The sequence below is a fragment of the Candidatus Thiodiazotropha sp. CDECU1 genome, from assembly GCF_963455295.1.
Lineage (GTDB): Bacteria > Pseudomonadota > Gammaproteobacteria > Chromatiales > Chromatiaceae > Thiodiazotropha.
In genome coordinates this window covers 1,078,264-1,105,141 of record NZ_OY734020.1, presented here as the reverse complement: position 1 = coordinate 1,105,141, position 26,878 = coordinate 1,078,264, and the positions used below count along the sequence as shown (strand labels likewise).

Genomic DNA, 26,878 nt, shown 5'->3' with positions numbered 1-26,878 from the left:
TTCGGATTATGTGCCTGGGTAATAGCACCAGTGGGTGTATCGGCAGATTGCATACAATGCGACTCTTAAGATTTCTCAACAATTACCGAAATATAGTTATACATGGAAGTGAGAAATACTCGCAATGATGATCAATACTCGACACATTAGGCTCACCCATTGAACTCAGATACATCAACTTCCTTAAAAACCAAACAGCGTGTTTTTCATCAGAGGGTGCAATACCTCTACCAGGGTGGTTTACGCGCCGTAAGTTTCAATATTATCAACGCCTCTCTTCTCTTGGGTGTCTATTGGTTCCAGCTCCCGCTAACTCAGCTGGTCATTTGGTTCATTGTATTGACCCTAATCTCTGTAGCCCGCATCTCTCACATCAGCCTGTCCCTGGAAAAAGAATGGAAAATTTCAAAAAATCGGCAAAAACTTCATGTTTTCAGGATAGGAGCACTAGTAACTGGTGCGACCTGGGGTGCGGGATTTATATTTCTGAGTCCAGGATTGAACGATACCTATACCCTATTGTTTCTGTTTACCCTGGCTGGGATGTGCTCTGGCGCGTTGTCCTCTATGGCAAGCGATAGACTCACCTATCTGTTTTACATCCTGCCAATGCTTATTCCCGCCATGCTGATTACAGTGCTGCAAGGCAACCTTCTTAGTCTTGTAATGACAGTAATGCTGATATTATTCACCATCATGCTGGCAGTCTCACACAAGCTGGCAGTCAAAACATTTGCCGAGGGATTAGAGTACCGTTTTGAGCACGAAGACTTGGTTAAAGAGCTATTAAGCGCAAACAATGCATTAACCGCTACTAATGCAGAGCTGGAGCGCGCCAAAGAGGACCTGAGGGAGTTATCTCTTTATGATGAGCTGACCCGAGTACCAAATCGACGTTATTTCATGCAAGTTTTAGAACGTGAAACCCATCGTGCAAAACGCGAACAAATACCCCTTTCTGCAATTATGATTGACGTGGATGAATTTAAAAATTACAACGACACATATGGACACTCAAAAGGCGATCAATGCTTGCGTACCATCGCTGAATATCTGCAAAATGCTCTGCAGAGATCAAGTGACTTCTTTGCCCGTTACGGTGGTGAAGAGTTTGTAGCACTGCTCCCCAACACCACTCAAGAAAACGCATTGATTGTGGCTGAACGGATGCGTATGTCTATCTTCAACGCAGAACTGGAACATAGCGGGTACGCAAAGGGTAAAGTAACCGTTAGTGCAGGTATAGCATGCTGCTCAGCCGGTCATGGATGGAAAAGTTGTCAGTCGTTGATTGATTCTGCTGATCGCTCTCTATACCAGGCAAAACAAGCAGGGCGAAACCAAGTTGTGACTCAGGGACAGCAATCGGTAGTTGTTTCACTATTATCAGGAGAGTCCTCGACGGACGTAAAATCTTGATCCAGTGGTTCCGTTTCTAAAAAACCTGTGAATTTTTATTCACCTTCTAACCGACAGCATTCCTGATTGCTGAATCATTGATTCACCAATTCCCCATCAGGCGTGACAACAGGCAGACCAAACACCTGCCAGAGCTGCATACCGCCACGGTAGTAGTGTAACCTGTTTGCGGGATATCCGATGTCGAGCAGGCCCCGGATCGCCGTGGGTGACTGGCCACACCAGGGCCCATTGCACCACAGCACTAGAGTTTTGCATTGGGTAAAATCCCAGCTACCGTTTTTCTTGCTGGCGCCGAATTGTGCCAGTGACTCCTCCAGTGTGATCTCATTTGCGCCCTGGCCTATATTGAGATGCGTAAAGGGGATATTGATCGAGCCGGGGATGGTACCGCGCTCATGCCAGTCAGGGGTCCTGGCGTCAATCAGCAGACCGCTGCCGTCGTTCAGAGATGTCCGCATAAATGCAATCAGCTCCACCTCACCGATAGTCTTGACGCCATCCGCCACCTCTATCGGTTGGGCACAAAAGGGCGGGCACGGACGTGAGATGCGGGCAAAATCGAATTCCAGCAGGGCATCGGTATCCTGATTACGACGAATCAGCAGCTGCTTACCTGCATGTTTGACACGGAACTCCCCAAGCTCCGGTGTAATCATGACCTCCAATGCCACCGTTTTGGTGACCATCGAAAACGACGTCAAAAACAGGCTCAAAACCAATACAGATTTTAATTTTCCCATGGCATTCTACCTATCGACTTGGCTGGCAGTGGTGATTATAGCGATTTCATGATTAAAACACCGAAATAGCCGATTCAAAATATCTTCTTCACATGCTTCTGGTGGTCAAACATGTACACGGCAGAGGTAAATGAGAAACAAATTTGACCTTACAACGGCAGCTCACTAGGCTCATAGAATGGATTCAGTAATAGTGTAGATAATTCAATAATCCTATAAACATGGCGACTGCTAACGACCTCAGACATCTCGTTGGAAAATTGAATGCTGCCACGGCACGCATCAAACAGCGCCTTTCTGAACGGTACCTTGCGAATATCTCACTGCAACTGACCCCAGAGAAGAGAACTGACCCGAAATCTATCTGGTGGGGGTACTTTCCAGTTGCACTGGTCGCCGTCCTGGGTCTTATGATAACCATGGCATTGTTTGTACAATCGATGCGATGGCAGAATAGACAGGTTGAAATAGCATTCAATGAAGCCTCCCAGGATAGAATTCTCGTCATCCAGCGGGAAATCAAACACTCCCTGAGCATTATTCTGGACATCGCCAGCTATTTTGAGGCTTCCGAAATCGTCTCGCGGCGTGAATTTCGCAAATTTGTCGGCCCAGCCTTAAAAAATCAGGCAGGAATTAAAGCCCTTGAATGGGTCCCGGTAGTTCCTGATGGAATGCGCGAAACCTTCATCGATGAGGCCCGGCAGACCTTCCCTCCTTTCCAGATCATGGAAAGGGATGACTCCGGTATGCTCAACAAAAGCCCACGCCGGCCTGTCTACTATCCGGTACTCTATATACAACCCTATCAGTACAACAAGCAGCTGCTAGGCCTCGACATGGGAGTTGACCCGACCGCCTATAACCTCTTGAGCGAAGCGGAAACCACACAAGAAATCCAGGTATCTCCCGGTCTCTACCTGAATGACAATGGTCAACGCAAGTCCGGTATCATGGTCGCTGCCCCAGTCTTCTTCAGCGCCAGCGAGGAATCTGATGAGACCTCCAAGGCTACCTCATCGATCAGAGGCTTTGCCTTAGGCGTGTTCTTCATCGGCGACATCATTGAGCGCGCGCTGGAGAGTTTGCGCCCAAGCGGGATCGATATCCACGTCTATCAGAGTAGTGGTAATGATGACGGACAACTACTCTATAGCCATCGCACCCGCCTGCGAGACGAATCAGTAATTATCCGTGGTGACAAAAACCCAGAAATCTCCTACGCTCATGAGATAAGCGTGGGAACTCAAAAGTGGCGAATAATCTGTGATAGCGTTTCTGGCAGGTTCACAGCAGACACTTGGAGCAGCTGGGTTATCTTTTTTGGTAGCTTGGCCTTCTCACTCCTTTTTACAACCTATATTGCGACGCTTGTCGGCCGAGCGCGACAGGTCAGACTGGAAGTCGAAGAGAGAACATCCCAATTATGGGAGGTGGTGCAGGCCCTGAACCAGGAAGTGATCGAACGTAAGTCAGCCGAGCAAGATTTACAGAGGCTTAATGAAACCTTGGAGCAACATATCGCCAGCCGTACGGCTGAAGCTGAGCGCAGGGCTCAATATCTTGAACAGTTTGCCTATGTAACATCTCACGACCTGAAGGCACCATTACGCGCGGTATCAAATCTTGCCCAATGGATCGAGGAAGACCTGCGTGAGAAACTGGATGATGCCTCAAAAGAACAACTTGCCCTGCTTCGCGATCGGGTAAAAAAAATGCATGATCTCATAGAGGGGTTGTTAGAGTATTCGAGAGTCGGCAGAACTTCAGATCCAGAGAGCCTTGTGGACACCCGGGAGTTGGTTGAAGAGATTATTGATTCTCTCTCACCCGCAGAAAACTATTCTATAAAAGTCAAAGGCAAAATGCCGATACTGAAAGCCGATCGCCTGCAGCTTGGACAAGTCTTTTCCAATCTGATTGGAAACAGCATAAAACATCATGGCGGGAACAAGGGTAAGATACGGATCAGGTGTGAAAATTCAGAGCAGTTTCCTGAATTTTCAGTTTGCGATGATGGACAGGGGATTGCACCACAATACCACCAGAAGATTTTCATGATGTTTCAAACCCTTGAATCGAGTGATTTCGAAAGCAGCACTGGTATTGGTCTAGCACTGGTAAAAAAGATTGTAGAAGAGCATGGAGGAACAATAAAATTGAGGTCAAACCTCGGGGAAGGGACATGCTTCTTTTTCACTTGGCCAGCAGTTCACTCATGAGGGTAAGCGGGAAGGCATGATCCTAAACCAAACAATTTGAGAAATAATAATCTAATGCTAAACAAAGATGAAACAATCATGCTGATCGAAGATGATCGAGTCGATATAATGACCGTTCAACGGGCCCTGAAGAAGAACAACATCAGCAACCCCCTACATATCGCCAGAACCGGTTTGGAAGCCCTTGATATGCTTAGAGGAACGAATGGAACCCAGAAAATCAGTCCCTTACCCGCACTCGTACTTTTGGATCTAAATCTTCCCAAAATGAGTGGGATTGAATTTTTACGTGAGCTGCGAAACGACTCAGAACTTAAATCACTGCACATTATTGTCCTGACTTCATCCAATGAACCCAAAGACCGGGCCGCCGCATTTGAGTATGAGGTTGACGACTATATCGTCAAACCGCACTCATTTGACGAATTTACACGTGCTGTTGCCACCATCCTTGCACTTTGGGAGTAAACCTGTTCTTTTGCAGACAATTGGCCAAGAATCAAGCAACAGAATATGCAAGTATGAATGACAATTGATGCTATTATCCTAGGACCGGGTATCCTAATCTGCTACATAATATGAAAAATTACCTCTGGATCTGTGTTTATTAAAAAACTTGTCATACAGCCATTTCATGCCTCACTCATAAATAAATTGACCTGAAACCTGTTACAACCAGCATAAGTTCTGCTCCATCAAAAATGAAATATTACTTTATTTAATATATAGATAGGCTCAACATACAGGTAACTTCACAAGGATGTATCGTGACCAGACTTTTCATTGTAAATCCAATCCACCCTCAGCATCCGACCAGATTCGCAGACATCATATGCGAAATGGAGATCTGCCTTTCCGGCGAGTGTTATCACTCTTTCCATCCAGAACTTACAATCCAGATTCAGTATTTTAATTCTGGTGGCCTATGATCAATTCGAGATTCACCTTCTGCTCAGTTGGTCTGTTATACAGCATCAATGCCTACGCATTGCATGACCAGCGGCTAGACCATTTTCTCTCTCTAAGTCTGGAAGAGTTAATGGATTTGGAAGTTACGATCTCCACCGACACCAAGCAGACTGTTGCCAGAGCACCCGCTGCGGTAACTGTTATCACGGCAGAGGATATAAAGGCAACTGGCGCCACCGACCTGGTAGACATTTTGGAAAGCGTCCCTGGCATCCATGTAAGAGCCAATCAGTTTGCATTCAGACCTCTGGTGCAGTTTCGTGGCACCAGCGCCAATCAGACACTGCTCATGATCAATGGCGCACCTATGCGTGACCTGATGTGGGGATTTGGTATTTTCTGGAAAGGAATACCCAGTAGTATCATTGACAGAGTCGAAATTATTCGTGGTCCCGGTTCAGCGCTTTTCGGCGCAGATGCCTCAGCCGGTGTGATCAATGTCATTACAAAAACTGCAGGAAAAATTGACCACAACGAAATAGGCCTGCGCGGCGGCAGCTTCAACACCAACACCGGATGGTTGCAATATGGGGACAGTTGGAACGGCTTTGATGTTGGCTTGTCGATAAACCTGTCCACTACCGACGGTCACGATCCTCTTGTTGAAACAGATGCTCAGACACGACAGGATCTTGCTCTAGGCAGCGACGTCTCCCTCGCTCCTGACAATGCCCAATTCGGCTGGAAGAATCACGACATCCGATTCTCTGTTGCCAGGGATGGTTGGCGTCTCCTTATGGACTATACGAAACACAGCGATCTAGAAGTTGGGCTTACGGGCGCAGGGGTTCTGGATCCGGTGACAACTGCAGAAGATAGCCGCTTCAACCTGAACTTGCTATATAACAATCCTGATTTTAACGATGCTTGGGGTATCGATGCGGAATTACGATACCAGGACCTGGATTACAGCTCAGGTGATGGTTTTCAAGAGCGCCCTCCAGGCGCTTTCAACGGTGACTATCCTCTGGGGGTCATCAATCAAATGCGGTCGGCTGAGCGCAGACTCAACTTCGAGGCCAGTGGCCTCTATTCAGGACTTGATAAGCACAATCTTCGACTGGGTCTCGGCTACACATGGCAGGACCTATACTACGTCAAACAATTGATCAACATGGGGATAGGACCTAGTGGAGAACTGCTACCACCGGGTAGTCCGCTAGTAGATGTCTCGGACACTCCTTATGCATTCGCTCCTGAAAAGATACGTACGATTCGATATCTGTTTGTACAGGATGTTTGGTCTTTGAGGGACAACTGGCAGCTGACTGCTGGCGTCAGGTATGACGACTACTCTGATTTTGGCGATACATTCAATCCCCGCCTGGCCCTCGTTTGGCAGGTTACGGATAAATTCACCACAAAAATGCTATATGGCAAGGCATTTCGTCCTCCGTCTTTTCAAGAACTTTTCGCTGAAACATCCTTCTCAGAACCGAACCCTGATCTGGAGCCGGAGCGGTCGGAAACAACAGAACTAATTCTGTCTTATATGCCCAGTAAAGACCTGGCCATCGGATTCAATCTCTACCTCCTTAAGCAATCTGACTTTATCCGAGCCATATCCTCTCCCGGAGAGGCCAGCAGACGATTCCATAATACCGGCGAACATACAATTCGCGGTTTTGAAATTGAAACAAAATGGCAAGCCACCGACGACCTTAGATTCTCGGCAAATTATACCAAACGCAATCCTGACGAAAACCAATTTCGCTCCGTGGATCAACCGAAACAAGATGCCTATCTACGCGCCGATTGGGCGTTCCTCCACGATTGGAACTGGAACATACAGGCTAACTGGATTGGCGAAAGGGATCGGAGGAGCGACGACTTGAGGCAATCGCTCGATGACTACACGATTACCGATACGACAATTCGATACACAGGCCAAAACGCCTGGGAGCTTGCGTTGTCTGTTCGCAACTTATTCGATGAGGATGCAAGAGAATATACTTCGCCTTCAATCGCCAATGACTTAAGACTGTCTGAGCGGAGTTTTTATGCGGAAATACAATACAATTTTCCGCATGCATTAATGCAATAACCGTAAACAAATGAACAAACAAACCGAGTTGCCTTAAAGGCATATGTGGATTGGATAGACGGACGTGACAACAAGGCAGTTGACTCATATAACATTAATCCTGCTATGTTGCTTATCGTTTGCGACTTTTGCAAAACAGCAACAAAGCGAAGTAAATCTGCTAAAAGCGGTATTTATCTATAACTTTGTAAAATTTTCACGTTGGCCAGAGGAGGCATGGAATGAACAGGATCCAGCTATTAAAATATGTTCCATTGGTGATGACGAACTGACAGAGACGCTTGTCGGGCTCCACGGCAGGACACTGAGAGATCGTCTGGTTGTAATCGAACGAAGACACAGTAGATCAAAACTCAGCTCCTGCCATGTTCTGTATCTTGCAAAATCACTACAGGATAAGGCACTAGAGATCTGCAAATCACTCCATGACATGCCAGTACTGACTATTAGTGAAATATCGGATTTTTCCAAATCAGGAGGAATGATTGAGCTGTATCGTAGTGAGGGTCGAATAAAATTCAAAATCAATCTTCAAATCACACGCCAGGCAGGACTGGATCTCAGCTCTCGATTACTCAAACTGGCTATTATTGTCGACAGGCAGAAGTAATCATGAACCTATTACGCAATGCCTCTATAAAGCACAAATTAGAAGTCATTATTCTGCTGATAACTGCTTCAGCTCTTTTGCTTAGCTTGCTCTTATTTATGATCCTGGAAATGAGATCCGCCCGCGGCGAAGCAGCAACCCGCCTGCAATCCCTTGCACTCTTACTTGGGGCAAACAGCAATGCAGCGATCACCTTCAATGATCGCAATACTGCAAGTGATATACTGGCAACCCTATCAACGCAAAATGATGTCATCGAAGCCGTGATTTTATTGAATAACGGCGATGTATTTGCCAGTTACCAGGCCAGCAACTTAAAAGAAAACGATGATTATAATAATGGTAAATCTTCTGTTGGGGGCTATTTCAGTCTGGTTTCGGTAAATGAGATGATCCTGTTAGACGGCGAGACAATAGGATCGCTGCGCATTGTCGGCGATATGAGCAGAGCTCGATCTCTCCTGTTCCACCAATCGTTAATGGCTTTAGGTGTGTTCATCGTATCAATGCTATTTGCATTCTGGCTCTCTAATCGATTTCAGCGCGTAATCTCTCAACCAGTTCGACAACTACTACGCACTATGAAAAAGGTTGCGGTAAAAAGAGACTTTTCACATCGGGCCAGACGCTTGAGCAACGATGAACTGGGAAGCCTGGTCGATGGATTTAATGCCATGCTGGATCGCATCCAGAAACATGACAGCAAACTTGCCGCATATCATCAAGATCTAGAACACCAGGTCACCGAACGAACCAAGGAATTAAATACTGCAAAAAATGATGCCGAAGCAGCAAGTCAAGCGAAGAGTGATTTTTTAGCCACAATGAGTCACGAAATACGTACCCCCATGAGCGGCGTTATCGGCTTCAGTCATCTGCTGAAAAAATCAAAGTTGAATCACCAGCAATTTGAATATGTGGATATTATTATCAGTTCCGCACAAAGCCTGCTGGAAATTATCGATGACATTTTAAACTTCTCAAAGATGGAGGCAGGAAAATTCACCTTGGAACACAGTAACTTCATGATCGAAAACCTAACCCATGGAGTTGAGATGTTATTTGCCCCCAAGGCACGGGAAAAGGGACTATCCCTTACATCCTACGTTGCAGAAGACGTTCCACCAATGCTCTATGGTGATCCTGCCAGGATACGCCAAGTACTCATCAATCTCGTTGGTAATGCGATTAAATTCACAGACAAAGGCGATGTTAGAATTGCGGTTGATATAATAGATCAGCAGAATGATCAATATAGACTCAGAATTACTGTTAGTGATACAGGCATTGGTATCAGCCCACAGCAATACTCACAACTATTTCAACCATTTCAGCAGTGTGATGGATCACTTACGCGCAACTACGGCGGAACCGGTCTCGGTTTGGTTATTGCTCAGCGTCTTGTATATCTCATGGGTGGAGAGATCACGCTGACTAGCACACCGGGTGAGGGCTCGACTTTCGCTGCTTTAATCAACGTTGGCCCGCCTAAAACGTTAAAAGAACCTGACACCATATTAACAATTGCATCAAGTGCTACTGAAACAGCAGAAAATCCAATTCAAGAGGGCTCAGCATTCAGTAACCTGACCATACTTGTCGTCGATGATAGCAATGTAAATCTAACATTGGCTAATACTCTATTACAAAAAAAAGGCGCAACCGTAGTTGCCGTGACAAGCGCATTAGAGGCTTTGCAAATAATAGACAGTCATACTTTCGATCTCATTTTGATGGATCTTGAAATGCCTAAGATGAGCGGAATTGAGGCGGCAAGAAAAATAGGTGAAATGCAAAATTCGAAGCATATACCGATAGTTGCCGTCACTGCCCATGTTTTGCCCCAAAAACATCAGGACGTAATGAATGCAGGGATGAAGGATCTTTTGGCAAAGCCTTATCTACCTGACCAGCTCTATGCGATCGTAAGCAAATGGACAGGACACCTGTATAAGTCAGATAGCACTCAGGCGGCCAGCCATCTACAATCGAAAGACAGCACTTGGCAGCATCTCGAATGACAACAAAGCGGACCAACTGATTCTTAATGAATGCCTTGAGATGCTACCAAATTGTGAAACCGCATTGAGAGAATCCCACTTGGCCGGAGACCTATCTGCCTTATATCAAGCCACCCATAAATCAGAGGGCTCGGCTGGCTAAGGAGGAACATCATTAATATACAAGGAAGCTGCATCTTTGATAGACATATTAAAACAGGAACCGGATCACGAGGATAAAATCGCACAGTGTGTCACTAGTGGGCCAAGCGGGAAGTTCTGTAATTCTCAGAGCCCCGCAAAGGGATCAAGGCAAGGCGCGCTTCGCGGGGAATGGCAGGCCCTTTCCAAGAAGCGCAACGCCGAATTGATCCCTTTGCGGGGCTCCCCATGGGCCAGCCCACAAGCCAAGCTGACCGTGTTGTGCTCACTTGAATTGGCTACGGCCAGTCCTGCGCTCGCACGCCTTGTCACCTTGGCTTGTGGACTGGCTGAGAGTTACAGAACTTCCCGCTTGGCCCACTAGACTGCTTGAACAAACCAGCCAATTCAAACGCCATTACTCCAATCCTGCCAAAGCTGAATCGTCAAATAGATCAGAGAATTCATTTATCCTGTCACTTTAAATATCACCTTGCATTCCTCGCCAGATTACCAGAGCATTAAAAATCCCGGCTGCTGCCGGGATTTTATTCAGATTCCAAGCGCCAGCCAACCTGGTGATCAGATCTATCAATCCCAATAGTACTTATTGTCACGATGCCTTGAGTATTCGTCATGATATGCAATATAGCGGTCAATACCGTTATGCATGTACTCTCTTATCAGGCGGCTGTTCTTGTCTAACTTCCGTGTTAAATGGTTAAACTCACTTCTCGATAGATAGCCATCACTCCTATACTCCCGCGATAAGCGGCGCACCTTGCGATATCTTTTTTTCAGTTTCCTGGCTTCTTTATGGGTCAACCTGTCCCTATCTATACCTCGCTCGATTCTGTGATATTGACGATCCAAGCGTTTTTCGATCTTGTGTACCTTCTTATTGTCACAATACTCACTTCTGTGCGAATTACCGGCAAATGAAGGTGCAGCCATTACAAGGCTTAGGGATACTGCAATCAGTGTTGTTCTAGCAAATTTCATGGTAGCTCTCCTGTCATCGATATTCATCAAATCTCAAATACAGAATATGCTGCTGATGCTGAACGAAAACTGAATGAGCCAGTTTTAGATAGCCAGGTCAAAAAGTACTAATTCGACACTGGCATAGATTCACTCTATTCGCTATCCTCAATGCCGATATATGAATATGTTGCAGGACAGAATTTGCACCAAAAAACTCGAATTCAACCACGCATACATCTTCATTACTCGCTGTTTCTCCGAGGGATGGATTGAATGAAGTACTTTAAAAATTGTTTTATTTCGGGCCTATGCCTGATTGCTTGCAACCACACCGCTCTAGCAGAGACAAGATACGTCACGGATGAATTGCAACTCTCCATGTATGAGTTGATCAACTCCAAGGGCAAGCTTCTAAAACGTCTAAATAGTGGCGATGAACTAGAACTGTTGGAACAAGAGGGATTGTACGCCAAAGTTCGTGCCGAGGATGGTACCGAAGGCTGGACAAAGGCCGGATTTCTTATCCAACAGAAACCTGCGCGCACCCAACTGGTGGAGCTCCAACTACAGCATGAAGCGCTGGCCACGGAGTTGGAGCAAAGCAAAGCAAAGTTACAGAAATCCCGCAACGAGTTGGACAATCTCAAACATCAGGAGCAGCAGGCCACCGCTGAATTACAGGACCAACTGGCAAACACGGAAGGGGTCGTCGCCGCTCTCGACCGGATTCAGCAGGAGAATGAGGCTCTACGCAATAGCCAAAATCAGATGCACTCTGCCATCCCTCTGAACTGGGGACTGATTGCTGCCGGGATCACTTTCATACTGGGCATTATCGCCGGTATCATGCTGTTCGACTATCGCAGTCGAAAACGTCATGGCGGCTACCGTATCTATTAGCATCAAGCTTCGATGGCGTATTTTTTTATCCGGTAGAGCAACGTATCGCGACTGAGTCCAAGCATCCTTGCCGCTTTGCTACGATTGCCGAATGTTTTAACCAAGGCCTGCTCAATCAAGCTGGCCTCGAGCTCATCCATATTGAGACCCTGATCCGGTAGCAGAAAACGATTGTTGGTGTAATTCTGCTGGCTGGCGGGTGTCCGAAACTCCTGGGGTAGATTATCCACTTCGACTTTGCGACCAGAAAACAGAATCAACATACGCTCAGAGAAGTTTTTCAGCTCCCGTACATTTCCCGGCCAGTGATAGCTGTTCAGCAGCTTCACTACCGCCTTACTATAGAGCGGAGGAAGAAGCTTGTAATTTGCAGCAAGTTCAGCTGTCAGCCCGGTAAGCAGCAGATTTATATCACCCGGACGCTGTCGTAACGGTGGTAATTCAAGGGGTACCACGTGGAGCCGGTAAAACAGATCCCGACGAAAACTCCCCTCATCGATCAACTGGGTCAGATCACAGTTGGTAGCTGCGATTACCCGTACATCAACTCGCTGATTATTCGCTCTACCGACAGTTTGGCACTCTCCCGTCTCTAGAAAACGTAGTAGCTTCGCCTGAACCGCCAGCGGCAACTCACCGATCTCATCCAGGAACAGGGTACCCCCATTCGCAGCCTGCACTTTGCCAATGCTGTCACTGGAGGCACCGGTGAAAGCGCCTTTGCGGTGACCAAAAAGCTCACTTTCGGCCAATTGTGTCGGTAGGGCCGCGCAGTTGACGGTTATGAAGGATTTGTCGCGTCGACGACTGTTCTGATGTAGTGCCTGAGCCAGCAACTCCTTACCTGTACCACTCTCACCAGTGACCAGTACAGCGGCATCAGTCGCAGAAACAATACGCATTGCCCTTAGCAAGGACTGAAATTCAGGGGCCTTTCCTATCATAACCATCTCCAGATCGAATCCTGGGCCATTGTAGAACAGTTTTTCTATTGAGGAAAATAGCTTGGGAATACCCTTCCTTCCTGGCACAGTGCACCTACCTTTGACCATGGCCGCTGCTTGCTACTTGAACATCTCCTTCACAATCTCAAGAAACCGCTTTGCCTGGGGAGAAAGAAACTTGCCGCGGCGTAACACGATACCGTAGCTGCGATCGGGGAAATATTCACCCAAATGGATGGTGGAGATCTGCTCTTCTCCGGTAAGACAGACATCGGTGACGATAGATATACCTAAACCGATCTCTACATATTTTTTGATTACCTCCCAGCCGCCAGCCTCCAGGGTGACGTTATAGTTGGCATTGTGCTGCTTGAACACCAGATCCACCATCCTCCACGTACTCAGATGATGGGGGGGAAGTATCAGCCCATAGGGGCTTATGTCATGTAACTGAATCGACTCCTTTTTTGCCAGGGGATGATCCAATGGTGTAATCAATACTGGCGCATAATTGACCACAGGCTGGTAGGTCACATCGTCAGGAATTTCCAGCATTGAGCCGATTGCGAGATCCGTTTTGTCGGCTCTCAGCATAGCCATGCCATCCCTTCCGGTCACATTATGGAGTTTTACCCGAATCCCGGGATAGCGTTCGGCAAAACGACGGATGGGTTCAGGCAGGATGTATAGAATCGTTGATTCACCCGCAGCGATATTCAGTTCACCGCTTTCGAGTTTTCCACAGGAGGCGGCAAAGGTCTCCTGCAGTTTATCCATCCCCTCTACCAGTGGCTGTGAGAGCTTGTAGAGGGTCGCCCCTTCCGGGGTCAGCTTGATTTTCGGTCCTCTCCGCTCAAAAAGAACCGTTTCCAGTTCCCGCTCCAGGGCCTGAATCTGCAAAGAGACAGTCGGTTGACTCAGATAAAGCCTCTCAGCAGCCTCGCTGATCGATCCAGTCTGAGCCGCATGACAGAAGGCTCGCAACTGCTTTAACCGGTTTTGTTTATAATGAATCTGTGGTGTTCCAGCCATGTCAGCCGCCCGATAAGTATTAAGTAAATCAATACTAGATGCAACAACCACCAATGGCAACAATAAATACATCTAAAATATTGGATCGGCTCGGAAATAGACCCGACATTTCGCTATCCTTTACCTGAGGATCAGGATGGAGAGATTGTTTCAACACGATCTACCGGTATACATAGACAGAGGTATCCATGCAGAAACCCCAGCTGAAAGAGGACCCCATGTATCAACTTCTTAAACAGGGAAAAATCGAGGAATTCAACCAACGACGTGCGGATGGTGAGCCTTGCGACCTGCGCAACGCCGATCTGAGAGGGACAGATTTAAGGGATCTGGATGCGCGAAACCTGGATTTGTCCGGTGCCTATCTGCGTCATGCCGACCTGCGTGGACTCAATCTGAGTGAAACCAATCTCGAGGGCGCGAGCATCAACAGTGCCAAGATTTCGGGTACCTATTTCGCTGCAACACTCTCTGCCGAGGAGATAACCCTGTCACTGGTGCACGGTACCCGTCTGCGCAATCGTTGATTGGCTCAACCGACCTAATCTCACGGATTAGTGTTAACAGGCCCTATGAGGTAATCAGGAGCGCACAGGTAAGAGAATCGAGGAAGTTCCGGGGAGAGCTAGTCGTCTGAATCGAGTTGCGCAAGGATGTTACGCGCCACCAGGCGTTGATCCGGATTGCCCTCCTCCAGAATCTCATACAGCAGCTCACGCGCACTATCCACATCGCCGCTGTCGCGGTACTCCTTGACCTGCTCAAGTTTGTCCTTGACGCTGTCGACCTCTGCATCTCCCTCCGCCTGTTCGAGCGCATCTATGGCATCCATCTCCGCCTCCATCTCATCATCGGTCATGGGCACAAAACGGTCCGGATCCACGTAGTCGCTCGCGGGATCGATATCACTGCCAACCACATCCTCCTGCTGCTTCTCCGCAGACCCTTCCATCCCGGCCCCGGCTTGGGCGGTGACCGCCCCATCGGGCAGATCATCGGAGGTCTCCGGGCGTCGATTGACAAAACCCTTCGAAAAGATAAGCCCCAGCTCGAACAGGACCCACATGGGCAGGGCCAGCAGGGTCTGCGAAATAACATCGGGTGGGGTCAGAAACATCCCGAGCACGAAAGCGCCAACGATCACGAAGGGCCGTTTATGGCGCAGTTTTTCCGGCGTGGTGATCCCCATCCAGACAAGAATGATGGTCGCAATCGGCACCTCAAATGCGACCCCGAAGGCAAAAAACAGGGTCATTACAAAGTCGAGATAACTACCCATATCGGTCGCCACCTCGACACCCTCGGGTGCGGTGCCGGCGAGAAAGGTGAATACCAGAGGAAAGACGACGAAATAGGCAAATGCCATCCCCAGGTAGAAGAGCATGGTGCTGGATATCAGCAGGGGTATGACCAGCCGCTTTTCATGCTTATAGAGACCAGGTGCCACAAAGGCCCAGAATTGATAGAGGATGAAAGGCACTGCAATGAATATGGCCAATTGCAGACTGAGTTTAAAGGGTATGAGGAAGGGGTCGATGGGCTTGGTGGAGATCATCGTGCTGCCTTCCGGCAGTGCAGCCCGCATCGGCCCCGCAATGGCGCTGTAGAGGTCGTTGGCGAAGGGGAACAGCACCAGGAACACCGCCATTACAACCAGAACCATACGCAATACACGATCGCGTAATTCGATCAGGTGGGAGACCAGGGGTTGTTCCTTGGTGGTTGTATCGGGGGTATTCTGCACCGACATCTCTAATGATTAGTTTTTACTGTCGGACTCTTGGCGGTCGTCGAGAGCATCCTGACTCTCCTTTACCTGCTTGGCTGTTTCCTGCTTGATCTCATTGAGATCGCTCCGGGTCTCTTCAACAATCTCATGAACCGGATTGGCCAGGGCGGCCTGTTTTTCGATAACCTCCCTGAGTTCCTCGGCCTTGATCTCCTTATCGATATCCGCCTTCACATTGGCAACAAACCGACGTCCGCGTCCCAGCCACAGACCAGCGGTACGGGCAACCTTGGGCAGACGTTCAGGACCGATCACTATCAATGCCACCAAGGCGATGATTGTCAGTTCCCAGAAACCAACATCAAACATGCTATTTTCTCATCAAAAAGATTGTGAGGTCGCTCTTTCAGCTCTTGTCACTCTCCTTGGAAGTGACCTCACCGTCGACTACCGTACCTGACTCCGACTTCTCGATCTGCTCCTTGGCCTTTTCCTGTTCCTGTTGCTCACCATCTTTCATGGCGCCTTTGAATCCCTTGATCGCCCCGCCCAGGTCGGAACCGATATTTTTCAGTCGCTTGGTGCCAAACAACAGCAGGACTATTGCAAGAACAATCAACAGTTGCCAGATACTGATACCACCAAAACCCATAATCTTCTCCACTCTCCGGCTTTGCCGGTTTCTCATTTGAACCTGAAGCTTAGGTTTCAGGTTATATTGTGTGCGTCTATCAACCTAGTGAAGGCGCTGTAGTTAGCTCAATCAAGTCTGGGATCATACCCCAGATAATGACCTTCTGTCTTCCGGACTAATCGACTCTTTGCGCCTTCTCCTCAAGCCCGGAGAGGCCGAAACGACGCTCCAGCTCAGCCAGCACTTGCTCTGGGCCCAGCCCTTGATGCGCCAGCATGACCAAGGTGTGGAACCAGAGATCGGCGGTCTCGTAGACAATCTTCTCCGGATCACCGTCCTTGGCCGCCATTACCGTCTCGGTGGCCTCTTCGCCAACCTTCTTCAGGATGGCATCGAGCCCTTTGGCGTACAACTTCGCCACATAGGAGCTGTCAGGCTCGGCCTGTTTGCGTTGCTCCAGCACCTGGGCCAGTTGTTGTAATACATCACTCATCGTAAATCCTTGGACCGTTGAATTGGGATTGAGTTGTTTTTATAACGCAAAGGTCGCAATGAAGCGCAAAGAACGCCAAGTAGATTAAATGAGCGATTGATATATCATGCCAAGACATGTTTTACATTCATAAATTAAAGCGACCTATGACAAATTGATCAAACTTAGCGTTCATTGCGCTTCTCTGCGACCTTTGCGTTATAAAACACCTACTTATCATAAATCTCCCCAGGATCTTTAAGCACGGGCAGGATTTCCACCCACTCATCATCCTGCAGTTCACGATAGAAGCAGTTGTGTCTGCCAGTATGACAGGCGATGCCCCCCTTCTGCTCCACCTCCAGCAGGATCGCGTCACCGTCGCAATCGATACGGATCGATTTAACCCGCTGCTGATGTCCCGATTCCTCTCCCTTATGCCAGAGTTTCTGCCGGGATCGAGACCAGTAGACGGCATGCCCACTCTCCTTGGTGAGTCGCAATGCCTCCGCATTCATCCACGCCATCATCAGTAGCTTACCGCTACCGGACTCCTGGGCAATCGCAGCCACCAGGCCATCGCGATCCCATTTAACTGCATCGAGCCAACTCACAGTCTCACCTCGATGGCTTGATCCCGCATATACTGCTTGGCCTCACCAACTGAGTATTCGGCAAAGTGAAAAATGCTGGCAGCCAACACTGCATCGGCACCTCCCTGTTTCACTCCATCCACCAGATGTTGCAGATTGCCGACACCGCCGGAAGCGATCACCGGAATCGGCACGCTATCGACGATTGCCCGGGTAAGGGCATTGTCGAATCCGATCTTGGTACCATCCCGGTCCATGCTGGTGAGCAGTATCTCCCCGGCACCATAGTCGCTCATACGCTGTGCCCATTCGATGGCATCGAGTCCCGTCGGCTTGCGTCCACCATGGGTGAAGATCTCCCATTTCAGGGGTTCACCCGCTGCACTCACCTGTTTGGCATCGATCGCAACCACGATACATTGGGATCCGAATCGCTCAGTGGCCTGCTTCACAAACTCGGGATTGAAGACTGCAGCGGTATTGATGGCCACCTTGTCGGCGCCCGCATTGAGCATGCGCCGAATATCATCCTCGCAGCGAATGCCCCCGCCGACAGTAAGCGGAATGAAGACTTCACTGGCGACATGCTCGACAACATGCACAATCGTCTCCCGGTCATCCGAGCTTGCGGTGATGTCGAGAAAGGTGATCTCATCCGCCCCCTCCTCGTTATAGCGCCGCGCCACCTCCACCGGATCGCCGGCATCACGGATATCGACGAACTTCACGCCCTTGACCACACGGCCGGCGTCCACGTCGAGGCAGGGGATGATGCGTTTGGCTAACATGATCTTTGTTTATACCTGGTTTGTTGGATTTGATTTGCTCATGGTTTTTTTGACCCCCTCTCCCTGGCCCTCTCCCGCGAGGGGAGAGGGAAAGCAACTTTCAGGGTAGTTGCGAACCTTCCAGCTAAGTCCCCTCTCCCCTCGTGGGAGAGGGTTAGGGAGAGGGGGAATAAAATCTATGAGCGCAGCGAACACCTCAAAACTAACAACTCAATTCATCCGCCAACTTCTGACCCGCAGCCAGGTCCAAAGTGCCCTCATAGATTGCCCGACCGGTGATGGCCCCCATGATATTCGTTGTATCCGCCTTGCACAGGGATTCGATATCCCCGATATAGGTGATACCTCCCGAAGCGATCACCGGCGTGGTTATGGCATTCGCCAGTGCTGCTGTCGCCTCGATGTTGGGTCCCGACAGCATACCGTCGCGTCCGATATCGGTGTAGACAATGGCGGAGACTCCATCATCCTGAAAGCGCCTGGCGAGCCCGGTCACATCCTGGTCGGTGACCTCTGCCCAGCCGTTAATGGCAACCATGCCGGATACGGCATCGAGACCGACTATCACATGCCCGGGGAAGGCCTTGCAGGCACGGCTCACGAATGCAGGCTCCTTCACCGCCTGGGTACCGATTATGCAGTAGCTGACCCCTGCATTCAGGTAGGCCTCGATGGTGGCTTCATCACGAATTCCCCCGCCTACCTGAATCGGTGTCTCAGGGTAGGCGTTGGCGATGGTGCGGATTGCACCGCCGTTCACCGGCTCACCGGCAAAAGCGCCATTGAGATCAACCAGGTGCAGACGACGAGCGCCCTCGTCTATCCAGCGGGTCGCCATCTCCAGGGGATTATCCGAAAAGACGGTATCATCCTCCATACGACCCTGACGCAGTCTTACACACTGGCCATCCTTCAGATCAATAGCAGGTATTAACAGCACGATTTCGTTCCTATCTCAATATCGGTGCGGCAAGCCACACCCTACCTCAGGTTTATGTGCAGGGTGCGGCTTGCCGCACCGTTGATTGTGAAAACTTGATCATGCCGGATTCCAGCTGATGAAATTCCTCAACAGTTGCAATCCCGCATCGGCACTCTTTTCCGGATGGAACTGTACCGCAAAAAGGTTTCTGTCGGCGATGGCACTGGCAAAACCGACCCCATACTCCGTTGTCGCCGCCACCAGCTCTCTATTGGTGGGGTCCACATAGTAGCTGTGCACGAAATAGAAGCGGCTATCCTGCTCGATATCCCGCCAAAGGGGATGATCGTAGCCTTGATGCACCTGATTCCACCCCATATGGGGGATCTTCAATGCCTCACCATCCGGGGCTGTGCCCCCGGGAAAACGCCGTACGCGTCCCTCTATCAGGCCCATTAACTGGGTGCCGTCATTCTCTTCACTGAATTCGAGCAACACCTGTTGCCCCATGCAGATTCCGAGGAAGGGTTTGCTCCCGGCGGCATCCAGCACGGCCCGGTTGAGGTGGTGATCGGAGATCGCCGCCATACAGTCCCTGGCCGCGCCCTGGCCTGGGAATATGACCCGATCGGATGCGAGTATCAGTTCCGGATCGTCACTGATCAAGACCTCGTCATTGTCAGCCGCCACATGTTCAATCGCTTTGGCGACGGAACGCAGATTACCCATACCGTAGTCAATCACGGTGATACGCTGTGTCATCGATACACCTGTGAAATGTTACAGACTACCCTTGGTGGAGGGTATTCGCTCAGCCATACGGGGATCTGTCTCCAGCGCCATGCGCAACGCCCGACCAAATGCCTTGAACACTGTCTCTGCCTGATGGTGGGCGTTGCTGCCACGCAGGTTGTCGATGTGCAGGGTTACGCCGGCGTGATTCACCACTCCCTGAAAAAACTCCTGGAACAGATCGACGTCGAAATCGCCGATGCGTGCCCGGGTAAACGAGAGATTATAGACCAGACCTGGTCTACCGGAAAAATCGATCACCACCCGGGACAGGGCCTCGTCCAACGGCACATAGGCGTGACCGTAACGACAAATACCCTTTTTATCACCAATCCCCTTAGCAAGGGCCTGCCCCAGACAGATACCCACATCCTCTACCGTGTGGTGAGCATCGATGTGCAGATCGCCCTTCGCGGTAATACTCAGGTCCACCAGTCCATGCCGGGCCACCTGATCCAGCATGTGGTCGAGAAAGGGTAGCCCTGTATCAAAGGAGGCCTCACCAGTCCCGTCCAGATTCAGTGAAACGGTGATCTGGGTCTCCAAGGTATTGCGCTCTATCTGAGCGGTACGCTGCATTTTGATGACTCCGGTAATGTCCGACCTGAAAACTGATAGACCGAAACTGATACTAATTTTTTTAGATGTCAGGCATTTATGTACCCACACCCATTAGAAGATGCTTATTTTAGTGGAAAACGACTGAAAAGACAGTGCCGGATTCATGCCAGACCCATGAATACCGGTGAATGGTTAAAACAGGGCCAGGATAAAGCCCCGGGGAATGACTAGAAGAGCTCTTCCTCGACCTCCAGATAGACGAGGCTGACATGCCGCCCAACGTTGCGCTTGAAATCGACCCAGTCTTGAAAGTCGCTCAGGGATTCAAGGATCAGAGGGGTCATCTCAAAATCGCTGAGCCCCTCTTCAAAGTGTTTTACAACCTCACCCTTTAGGGTGCTCAGGTAGCCAAGATAGGTCTGGGGTACATCACGGCCACCCGTCTTTCCATGACCGGGAACAAAGATCTCCGCCTGGGTTCCAAGGGCACGTTCGATAGCGGCTATATTACCCGCGAAGGTACCACTATCCATACGGCCCAGGCGCTTGCTCATCACATTGTCGCCAAGGAAAAGCACCTTTTGTCGGGGTAGCTCAATCATGATATCCGAGCGACTATGCGCCTTTGCTTCAAAATGAATCCGCAAGGCAACCCCACCAATTGTCATCTCATCTCCGTGTGCCGTCGAACGGTCGGGTGGAACCTCTACAGTGCCTGCAACCGCGCCTTCCGTCATGCGCATCAAGGTAGCAAGAAAGGCCTTTCCATCGCCCTTTTCCACCAAACGACGCATCTCTTCATGAGCATAGATAGCCACATCGGGAAAGACCTCACGTATTGCCTGATTGGCAAGCCAGTGATCACCGTGGATATGGGTGTTGAACACCGCAAGCACAGGCAGGTCGGTCAATTTCCTGATCTGCCGCAGCACCATCTCTCCTGTCTGGACGCTCGATCCCGGGTCGATAACGATCACCCCTGCATCGCCGATCACAAAACCCGGGTTATTCATGAAACCCTGATTCTCCACCGACGGCACACCCAGCGGACCGTGTATGACATAGACCCTGTCGGCGATCCGATCAGCGGGATAATCCGGCACTGCGGGACCCCGCTCAGCGGCCATTGCAAACGATGCGAACAGGATTGAGAAAATCAGAAATTTGGGAAGGCGACTTATCAGCATGATGTTATATGTACCCTGACACATTGAGATTATCAACACTATGGTATTTGTTGTTTCAAGTTTCCAGCCAAAACGTAACCGGACCATCGTTGATGAGCGCCACCTGCATATCGGCGCCGAAAACACCGCATGCCACTGGTTGGTGCTGCACTAACGCCTGCTCAGCCATATGGGAAAACAGACGCTCCCCCAGTCTCGGATCAGCGGCACCTGAGAAGCCCGGCCGCATCCCCTTCTTGGTATCTGCCGCAAGGGTAAACTGGGGAACCAATAGCAATCCACCCTGGATATCCCTCAGGCTCAAATTCATGCGCCCGGCCTCATCATTGAAGACACGGTAACCCAGCAAACGTTCAAGCAGACGATCCGCTTGGGCGGTTTCGTCACCCTTCTGTACCCCAACCAGTACCAACAGGCCCCGCTTGATCTCAGCAACCGGTTCTGAGTCGATGTGCACACTTGCCCCATTCACCCGTTGCAGCAGACCGATCATGACAATGCCTTCGCAAATTTGTCCGTTGCCTCGATCAAAGCACTGCGTATGCCGGGTTCCGCCGCGGAGTGACCGGCATCCCCGATCACCTTCAACTCACTCCCTGGCCAAGCTCGATGAAGCGCCCACGCGGAGGCCATGGGACAGATAAGATCATAGCGACCTTGCACGATGATTCCAGGAATATCCGCCAGTCTGTCGCTCTCCAGTAACAACTGATTCGGGTACAGAAACGCATGATTGATAAAATAGTGGCACTCGATACGCGCCAGACTCAAGGCTGTGTGAGGATTGGAAAAAAACCCGACCACCGCGGGATTGGGGTGGAGGCTGGCAGTGCGGCCCTCCCACACCGACCACGCCTTGGCTGCCGCCATTCGATCAATATCGTTGTCACCACTCAGGCGAAGATGATAGGCATGTAACAGATCGTCTCGTTCCTGTTCAGGGATGGGGGCGACAAAATCCTCCCAATAGTCGGGAAAAACCTGGCTTGCCCCATGTTGATAAAACCAGTCGATCTCTTCATCACGACAGAGAAAGATCCCTCTGAGAATCATTCCGGTGACCCGCTGCGGGTGGGTTTGAGCATAGGCCAGGGCGAGGGTCGATCCCCATGATCCGCCGAACAAAAGCCATTGCTCGATATTCAGCTGCCGGCGTATCTTTTCCATATCATCCACCAGATCCCAGGTGGTATTGGACTCAATGGAGGCATGCGGCGTGGAGTGCCCACAACCCCGCTGATCGAAAAGCACGACGCGATAGTGGTCGGGATTAAAGAATCGGCGGTGATAGGGTTCACAGCCGGCACCCGGCCCGCCATGCAGAAACAGCACTGGAATCCCGTCCGGATTACCAACCTGTTCCAGGTAGAGTCGGTGGCCATTTTCCACAGCCAGCATCTGCGATGCATATGGTTCGATGGGCGGATAGAGGTCTTTCATCACTATCTTGACCGTCGTGTAGGAAAAATCCTACAACGATTAGAGAAAAATCTCACAAACAATGTGTGCGGAATCCCACAGCAAAAGTTACATTTTGTGTCAATATTAAGTTGTCGTCATCAGGGATGAACTTCAAAGGACACACAGCTCAGGAGAGCACAGGGACGAAAAGCTTAGCCAACCAAGCCGACGACCATGAGCCCAACTGCAAGGATTGCGGTTGGGCTTCTTCTATTTTGGCCCCACTTACAATATCTTAGACTCACCAGCCATCCAAACCAGGGTCAATGGTTAGACTAGCGCATCTACTCCCGCGACGCACGTTTGCGCTCAAACTCCTTGAGGTGCTTCTTGCGTAACCTGATGTCACCTGGGGTGACTTCGACCAGTTCGTCATCCTCGATGAACTCCAGCGCCTGCTCGAGACTGTACTGCAGCGGGGGGGTCAGGATAATCGAATCATCCTTTCCGGAGGCGCGTATGTTGGTCAACTGCTTGCCTTTCAGCGGATTCACCACCAGGTCGTTTTCCCGTGAATGGATGCCCACGATCTGTCCCTCATAGACCTCATCACCGGGTGATGAGAAGAGCCGGCCCCGCTCCTGGAGATTAAACAGGGCATATCCAAGCACCTTGCCCTGACCATTGGCAATCAGAACCCCATTCTTCCTCGGTGCTATCCCCCCATGCTGGGTCGGGCCGTAGTGGTCGAAAACATGGTAGATCAGACCTGTACCTGAAGTGGTGGTCATGAACTCGGTCTGAAATCCGATCAGTCCCCGTGAAGGTATGATGTAGTCGAGGCGGACCCTGCCTTTACCATCCGGCACCATATCCTTGAGCTCACCCTTGCGGGCGCCCAATGCCTCCATGATGCTGCCCTGGTCCTTCTCCTCCACATCCACAGTCAGCTGCTCATAGGGTTCGCAGACCTCACCATCCACTTCGCGAAAGATCACCTCGGGTCGGGATACGGCCAGTTCATAGCCCTCACGACGCATATTCTCGATCAACACGGAAAGGTGCAGTTCACCCCGCCCGGAGACCTTGAATTTCTCCGGATCCGTGCCCTCCTCGACCCGCAACGCCACATTGTGTATCAGCTCTCGCTCGAGGCGCTCTTTGAGCTGTCTGGAGGTGAGATATTTGCCCTCGAGCCCGGCGAAGGGGGAGGTATTCACCTGGAAGGTCATCGATACGGTTGGCTCGTCCACTGTCAGTGGGGACATCGCCTCCACATGCTCAGGATCACACAGGGTATCGGAGACATTCGGGGCCTCCATTCCGCTGATGGCGATGATGTCACCGGCACTCGCCTGATCGACCTCGAAACGTTCCAGACCCAGGTAACCGTAGACGATGCCAATCTTCCCGCGATGTTGCTCGCCATCGTATTTCACCACGCTGACCTGTTGATTCGGCTGGATGGTACCCCGGGTCACCCGGCCCACTGCGATCGCACCCACATAGCTGTTGTAGTCCAGGTTTGAGACCTGCATCCGGAAAGGGCCGTCCGGGTCCACATCGGGTTGCGGGCAGTGATCGACAATTGTTTTAAACAACGGCCGCATGTCCCCCTGCTGCACATCGCTCTCCAGTCCCGCGTAGCCATTCACGGCCGAGGCATAGACGATGGGAAAATCGAGCTGTTCATCGGTTGCACCGAGACGGTCGAACAACTCGAACACCTGATCGATGACCCAGTCCGGCCTCGCCCCAGGCTTATCGATCTTGTTCACCACCACGATCGGGCGCAGGCCATGCTTGAAGGCCTTCTGGGTGACAAACCGGGTCTGGGGCATCGGACCCTCCTGGGCATCCACCAACAGCAACACAGAATCCACCATCGACAACACCCGCTCAACCTCGCCACCAAAATCCGCATGCCCGGGGGTATCGACAATATTGATTCGATAGTCATTCCAGCGGATGGCCGTATTCTTCGACAGGATGGTGATACCCCTTTCCCTCTCCTGATCGTTGGAGTCCATGACACGTTCCACATCGCCAAAACGCTCACCCAGGGTCCCGGACTGCTTCAGCAGTTCATCCACCAGCGTGGTCTTGCCATGATCCACATGCGCGATAATGGCGATATTTCTTAGGTTTTCAATCACTGAAACTGCCTATACAGAGTAAAAAGATGGCGGATTATACCCTGCCTGTGGAAATTGTCGTTTTTTAATTTAAATGCTATTTAATTCAGATGATTAGAGAACAATCTAAACGACAATAGTTATCTTCTATCGACAACCCCCTTTCATTTCATAACTTTCAGAATTACCCACATGCGCTGTGGATAACATTGTTGATAAATCCTGAAAATCTCCATCAAAGCCCAATAGAACGGGGAGTTTCATTAAATCGTAAAAAAAGTGAACAATTTGTTTTTCTATAAAATAAACATATAGTTAGATAAACATGAATGCCTTATCCCCAGCCTATAAATAGGTATATGCCCGAGCCAATCCCTCGGCCTTTCCGCATGTGCACAGTTTTCATTGTCGCATCAGCACGCGGTTATCCATTAACGAGGAGCTAATTCAGTTGCAAAAAGATTGGTCTATCAGCAGGAATCCCTTAAGGATCAACGGGCCTTAGATAAACAGTTGCTAATAATCAAATAGATTGGACTTCTTCTAAAGCTTGCACTCTGGATCGAATATGGACAGGATAGATTGCGACGCAACCTGAGCAAACATAAAGCCGGGATTGAGAAACCAGATCAATACCTCGTGTTGCGCGAATTATCACAAGCAATAAATGAAGTAGAATCACTCATGAATTCATCCGATCTTGCTCCGCTGCGCGAACATTTGGCTTCGCGTATCATCGGTCAGACAAACTTTATCGAAAGTATGTTGATCTGCCTGCTCAGTGACGGTCATCTGCTCATTGAGGGATTGCCGGGACTCGCGAAAACCACCGCCGTGAAGGCCCTGGCAGAGGCCATTGAAGGGGATTTTCACCGCGTCCAGTTCACCCCCGACCTGTTACCCTCCGACCTCATAGGCACCGATATCTACCGCCATGAGAAGGGGGAGTTCGAATTCCGTCAGGGCCCCCTTTTCCACAACATCCTGCTTGCGGATGAGGTCAACCGGGCGCCCGCCAAGGTACAGTCGGCACTCCTGGAGGCGATGGGAGAGCAGCAGATCACCGTCGGTCAAACAACCTACCCTCTGCCCGCTTTTTTCATGGTGCTGGCGACCCAGAATCCGGTTGAACAGGAAGGCACCTATCACCTGCCGGAGGCCCAGCTGGACCGCTTTCTGATGCAGGCCAATGTGGATTACCCCAATCGTGATGAGGAACTCAAGATTCTGGACCTGGACAGCGCCCAGCAAAAGCAGAAACCCACACCACCAGATAAGCCATTGACACAAAAGAAGTTGACTTCCATTCGCCAGCAGGTGGCCGAACTCTATCTCGATCCTAAGCTCAACAGCTATATCGTCGACCTGGTTCAGGCAAGCAGGAATCCCTCGGCTTATGACAAGGATCTGGCCCGCTGGTGCCGATTCGGTGCCTCTCCCCGGGCCAGTATCGCATTGGCGCGATGCGCACGGGCAAAGGCCTGGCTGGACGACGAGGAGTTCGTGGCGCCCCACCATATTCAGGCCGTGGCACCGGCCATCTTACGCCACCGTATCCTGCTGACCTTCGAAGCGGAGGCGGAAGGGATCACCACCGACGATTTTCTCTCCCGCCTGCTGGACATGGTTGCCATCCCCTAGCCAACCGGGCTTAGT

26 protein-coding genes are annotated in these 26,878 nt (G+C 50.2%); 9 read left to right on the top strand and 17 right to left on the bottom strand.

All coding sequences use genetic code 11. The annotated features are described in order from the left end of the window. Nucleotides 1-159: 159 nt before the first annotated feature. Nucleotides 160-1,419: a GGDEF domain-containing protein gene (locus tag R2K28_RS05080; protein WP_316368287.1), complete on the top strand. Its 1,260-nt coding sequence runs from the start codon at nucleotides 160-162 to the stop codon at nucleotides 1,417-1,419. 74 nt (nucleotides 1,420-1,493) lie between these two features. Here R2K28_RS05080 and R2K28_RS05075 read toward each other — a convergent pair whose 3' ends face one another. Beyond that, the gene (locus tag R2K28_RS05075; protein WP_316368286.1) at nucleotides 1,494-2,162 is read right to left on the bottom strand and encodes a rhodanese-like domain-containing protein; all 669 of its coding nucleotides are present in this window, start codon (nucleotides 2,160-2,162) and stop codon (nucleotides 1,494-1,496) included. A 221-nt stretch (nucleotides 2,163-2,383) separates the two neighbouring features. Between R2K28_RS05075 and R2K28_RS05070 the strand changes: the two genes are divergently transcribed. From R2K28_RS05070 to R2K28_RS05050, 5 genes are all read left to right on the top strand, one after another. Next, entirely contained in the window at nucleotides 2,384-4,384 is a 2,001-nt protein-coding gene (locus R2K28_RS05070; protein WP_316368285.1) for a CHASE domain-containing protein, read from the top strand. A 78-nt stretch (nucleotides 4,385-4,462) separates the two neighbouring features. Further along, the gene (locus tag R2K28_RS05065; RefSeq protein WP_316368284.1) at nucleotides 4,463-4,852 is read left to right on the top strand and encodes a response regulator; all 390 of its coding nucleotides are present in this window, start codon (nucleotides 4,463-4,465) and stop codon (nucleotides 4,850-4,852) included. Nucleotides 4,853-5,309: 457 nt separating this feature from the next. Beyond that, a complete protein-coding gene (locus tag R2K28_RS05060) occupies nucleotides 5,310-7,397 on the top strand; it encodes a TonB-dependent receptor plug domain-containing protein (RefSeq protein ID WP_316368283.1) in 2,088 nt (695 codons plus the stop codon). A gap of 64 nt (nucleotides 7,398-7,461) precedes the next feature. Then, nucleotides 7,462-8,007, top strand: a complete 546-nt coding sequence (locus R2K28_RS05055) for a YfiR family protein (RefSeq protein ID WP_316368282.1) — start codon at nucleotides 7,462-7,464, stop codon at nucleotides 8,005-8,007. Between the two features lie 2 nt (nucleotides 8,008-8,009). Then, nucleotides 8,010-10,028 (top strand): ATP-binding protein, encoded by a 2,019-nt coding sequence (locus tag R2K28_RS05050; protein ID WP_316368281.1) that lies wholly within the window; start codon nucleotides 8,010-8,012, stop codon nucleotides 10,026-10,028. Nucleotides 10,029-10,739: 711 nt separating this feature from the next. On the opposite strand, the gene R2K28_RS05045 is transcribed toward R2K28_RS05050, so the two are convergent. Then, the gene (locus R2K28_RS05045; protein WP_316368280.1) at nucleotides 10,740-11,150 is read right to left on the bottom strand and encodes a hypothetical protein; all 411 of its coding nucleotides are present in this window, start codon (nucleotides 11,148-11,150) and stop codon (nucleotides 10,740-10,742) included. Between the two features lie 255 nt (nucleotides 11,151-11,405). On the opposite strand from R2K28_RS05045, the gene R2K28_RS05040 reads away from it, so the two are divergent. Next, a complete protein-coding gene (locus R2K28_RS05040; protein ID WP_316368279.1) occupies nucleotides 11,406-12,032 on the top strand; it encodes a TIGR04211 family SH3 domain-containing protein in 627 nt (208 codons plus the stop codon). A 2-nt stretch (nucleotides 12,033-12,034) separates the two neighbouring features. On the opposite strand, the gene R2K28_RS05035 is transcribed toward R2K28_RS05040, so the two are convergent. Further along, nucleotides 12,035-12,976, bottom strand: a complete 942-nt coding sequence (locus tag R2K28_RS05035; RefSeq protein ID WP_316368278.1) for a sigma-54 interaction domain-containing protein — start codon at nucleotides 12,974-12,976, stop codon at nucleotides 12,035-12,037. Nucleotides 12,977-13,096: 120 nt separating this feature from the next. Continuing rightward, on the bottom strand, nucleotides 13,097-14,008 hold the full coding sequence (locus tag R2K28_RS05030; protein WP_316368277.1) for a LysR family transcriptional regulator: 912 nt from the start codon (nucleotides 14,006-14,008) through the stop codon (nucleotides 13,097-13,099). A gap of 188 nt (nucleotides 14,009-14,196) precedes the next feature. On the opposite strand from R2K28_RS05030, the gene R2K28_RS05025 reads away from it, so the two are divergent. Then, nucleotides 14,197-14,535 (top strand): pentapeptide repeat-containing protein, encoded by a 339-nt coding sequence (locus R2K28_RS05025; protein ID WP_316368276.1) that lies wholly within the window; start codon nucleotides 14,197-14,199, stop codon nucleotides 14,533-14,535. A 98-nt stretch (nucleotides 14,536-14,633) separates the two neighbouring features. Here R2K28_RS05025 and tatC read toward each other — a convergent pair whose 3' ends face one another. The 13 genes from tatC to typA form a co-directional block, all read right to left on the bottom strand. Further along, nucleotides 14,634-15,758 (bottom strand): twin-arginine translocase subunit TatC, encoded by a 1,125-nt coding sequence (gene tatC, locus R2K28_RS05020; RefSeq protein WP_316368275.1) that lies wholly within the window; start codon nucleotides 15,756-15,758, stop codon nucleotides 14,634-14,636. A 9-nt stretch (nucleotides 15,759-15,767) separates the two neighbouring features. Beyond that, a complete protein-coding gene (tatB, locus tag R2K28_RS05015; protein WP_316368274.1) occupies nucleotides 15,768-16,106 on the bottom strand; it encodes a Sec-independent protein translocase protein TatB in 339 nt (112 codons plus the stop codon). 37 nt (nucleotides 16,107-16,143) lie between these two features. Continuing rightward, entirely contained in the window at nucleotides 16,144-16,389 is a 246-nt protein-coding gene (gene tatA, locus R2K28_RS05010; protein ID WP_116444989.1) for a Sec-independent protein translocase subunit TatA, read from the bottom strand. A gap of 157 nt (nucleotides 16,390-16,546) precedes the next feature. Continuing rightward, on the bottom strand, nucleotides 16,547-16,864 hold the full coding sequence (locus tag R2K28_RS05005; RefSeq protein ID WP_316368273.1) for a phosphoribosyl-ATP diphosphatase: 318 nt from the start codon (nucleotides 16,862-16,864) through the stop codon (nucleotides 16,547-16,549). A gap of 209 nt (nucleotides 16,865-17,073) precedes the next feature. Next, nucleotides 17,074-17,457: a phosphoribosyl-AMP cyclohydrolase gene (hisI, locus tag R2K28_RS05000; protein ID WP_316368272.1), complete on the bottom strand. Its 384-nt coding sequence runs from the start codon at nucleotides 17,455-17,457 to the stop codon at nucleotides 17,074-17,076. Next, nucleotides 17,454-18,224 (bottom strand): imidazole glycerol phosphate synthase subunit HisF, encoded by a 771-nt coding sequence (gene hisF, locus R2K28_RS04995; RefSeq protein WP_316368271.1) that lies wholly within the window; start codon nucleotides 18,222-18,224, stop codon nucleotides 17,454-17,456. The genes hisI and hisF overlap by 4 nt, the downstream gene beginning before the upstream one ends. A gap of 202 nt (nucleotides 18,225-18,426) precedes the next feature. Then, a complete protein-coding gene (hisA, locus tag R2K28_RS04990) occupies nucleotides 18,427-19,164 on the bottom strand; it encodes a 1-(5-phosphoribosyl)-5-[(5-phosphoribosylamino)methylideneamino]imidazole-4-carboxamide isomerase (RefSeq protein WP_316368270.1) in 738 nt (245 codons plus the stop codon). 99 nt (nucleotides 19,165-19,263) lie between these two features. Continuing rightward, the gene (gene hisH, locus R2K28_RS04985; RefSeq protein ID WP_316368269.1) at nucleotides 19,264-19,908 is read right to left on the bottom strand and encodes an imidazole glycerol phosphate synthase subunit HisH; all 645 of its coding nucleotides are present in this window, start codon (nucleotides 19,906-19,908) and stop codon (nucleotides 19,264-19,266) included. A gap of 18 nt (nucleotides 19,909-19,926) precedes the next feature. Next, complete coding sequence (gene hisB, locus R2K28_RS04980) at nucleotides 19,927-20,517, bottom strand: imidazoleglycerol-phosphate dehydratase HisB (RefSeq protein WP_116444983.1); 591 nt, start codon at nucleotides 20,515-20,517, stop codon at nucleotides 19,927-19,929. A 209-nt stretch (nucleotides 20,518-20,726) separates the two neighbouring features. Beyond that, entirely contained in the window at nucleotides 20,727-21,686 is a 960-nt protein-coding gene (locus R2K28_RS04975) for an MBL fold metallo-hydrolase (RefSeq protein ID WP_316368268.1), read from the bottom strand. Between the two features lie 55 nt (nucleotides 21,687-21,741). Continuing rightward, nucleotides 21,742-22,179: a D-aminoacyl-tRNA deacylase gene (dtd, locus tag R2K28_RS04970; RefSeq protein ID WP_316368267.1), complete on the bottom strand. Its 438-nt coding sequence runs from the start codon at nucleotides 22,177-22,179 to the stop codon at nucleotides 21,742-21,744. Continuing rightward, nucleotides 22,176-23,126, bottom strand: a complete 951-nt coding sequence (gene pip / locus R2K28_RS04965) for a prolyl aminopeptidase (RefSeq protein WP_316368266.1) — start codon at nucleotides 23,124-23,126, stop codon at nucleotides 22,176-22,178. The genes dtd and pip overlap by 4 nt, the downstream gene beginning before the upstream one ends. A gap of 305 nt (nucleotides 23,127-23,431) precedes the next feature. Beyond that, entirely contained in the window at nucleotides 23,432-25,243 is a 1,812-nt protein-coding gene (gene typA / locus R2K28_RS04960; protein ID WP_316368265.1) for a translational GTPase TypA, read from the bottom strand. A gap of 663 nt (nucleotides 25,244-25,906) precedes the next feature. On the opposite strand from typA, the gene R2K28_RS04955 reads away from it, so the two are divergent. After that, a complete protein-coding gene (locus tag R2K28_RS04955; RefSeq protein WP_116448065.1) occupies nucleotides 25,907-26,863 on the top strand; it encodes an AAA family ATPase in 957 nt (318 codons plus the stop codon). Nucleotides 26,864-26,878 lie beyond the last annotated feature (15 nt).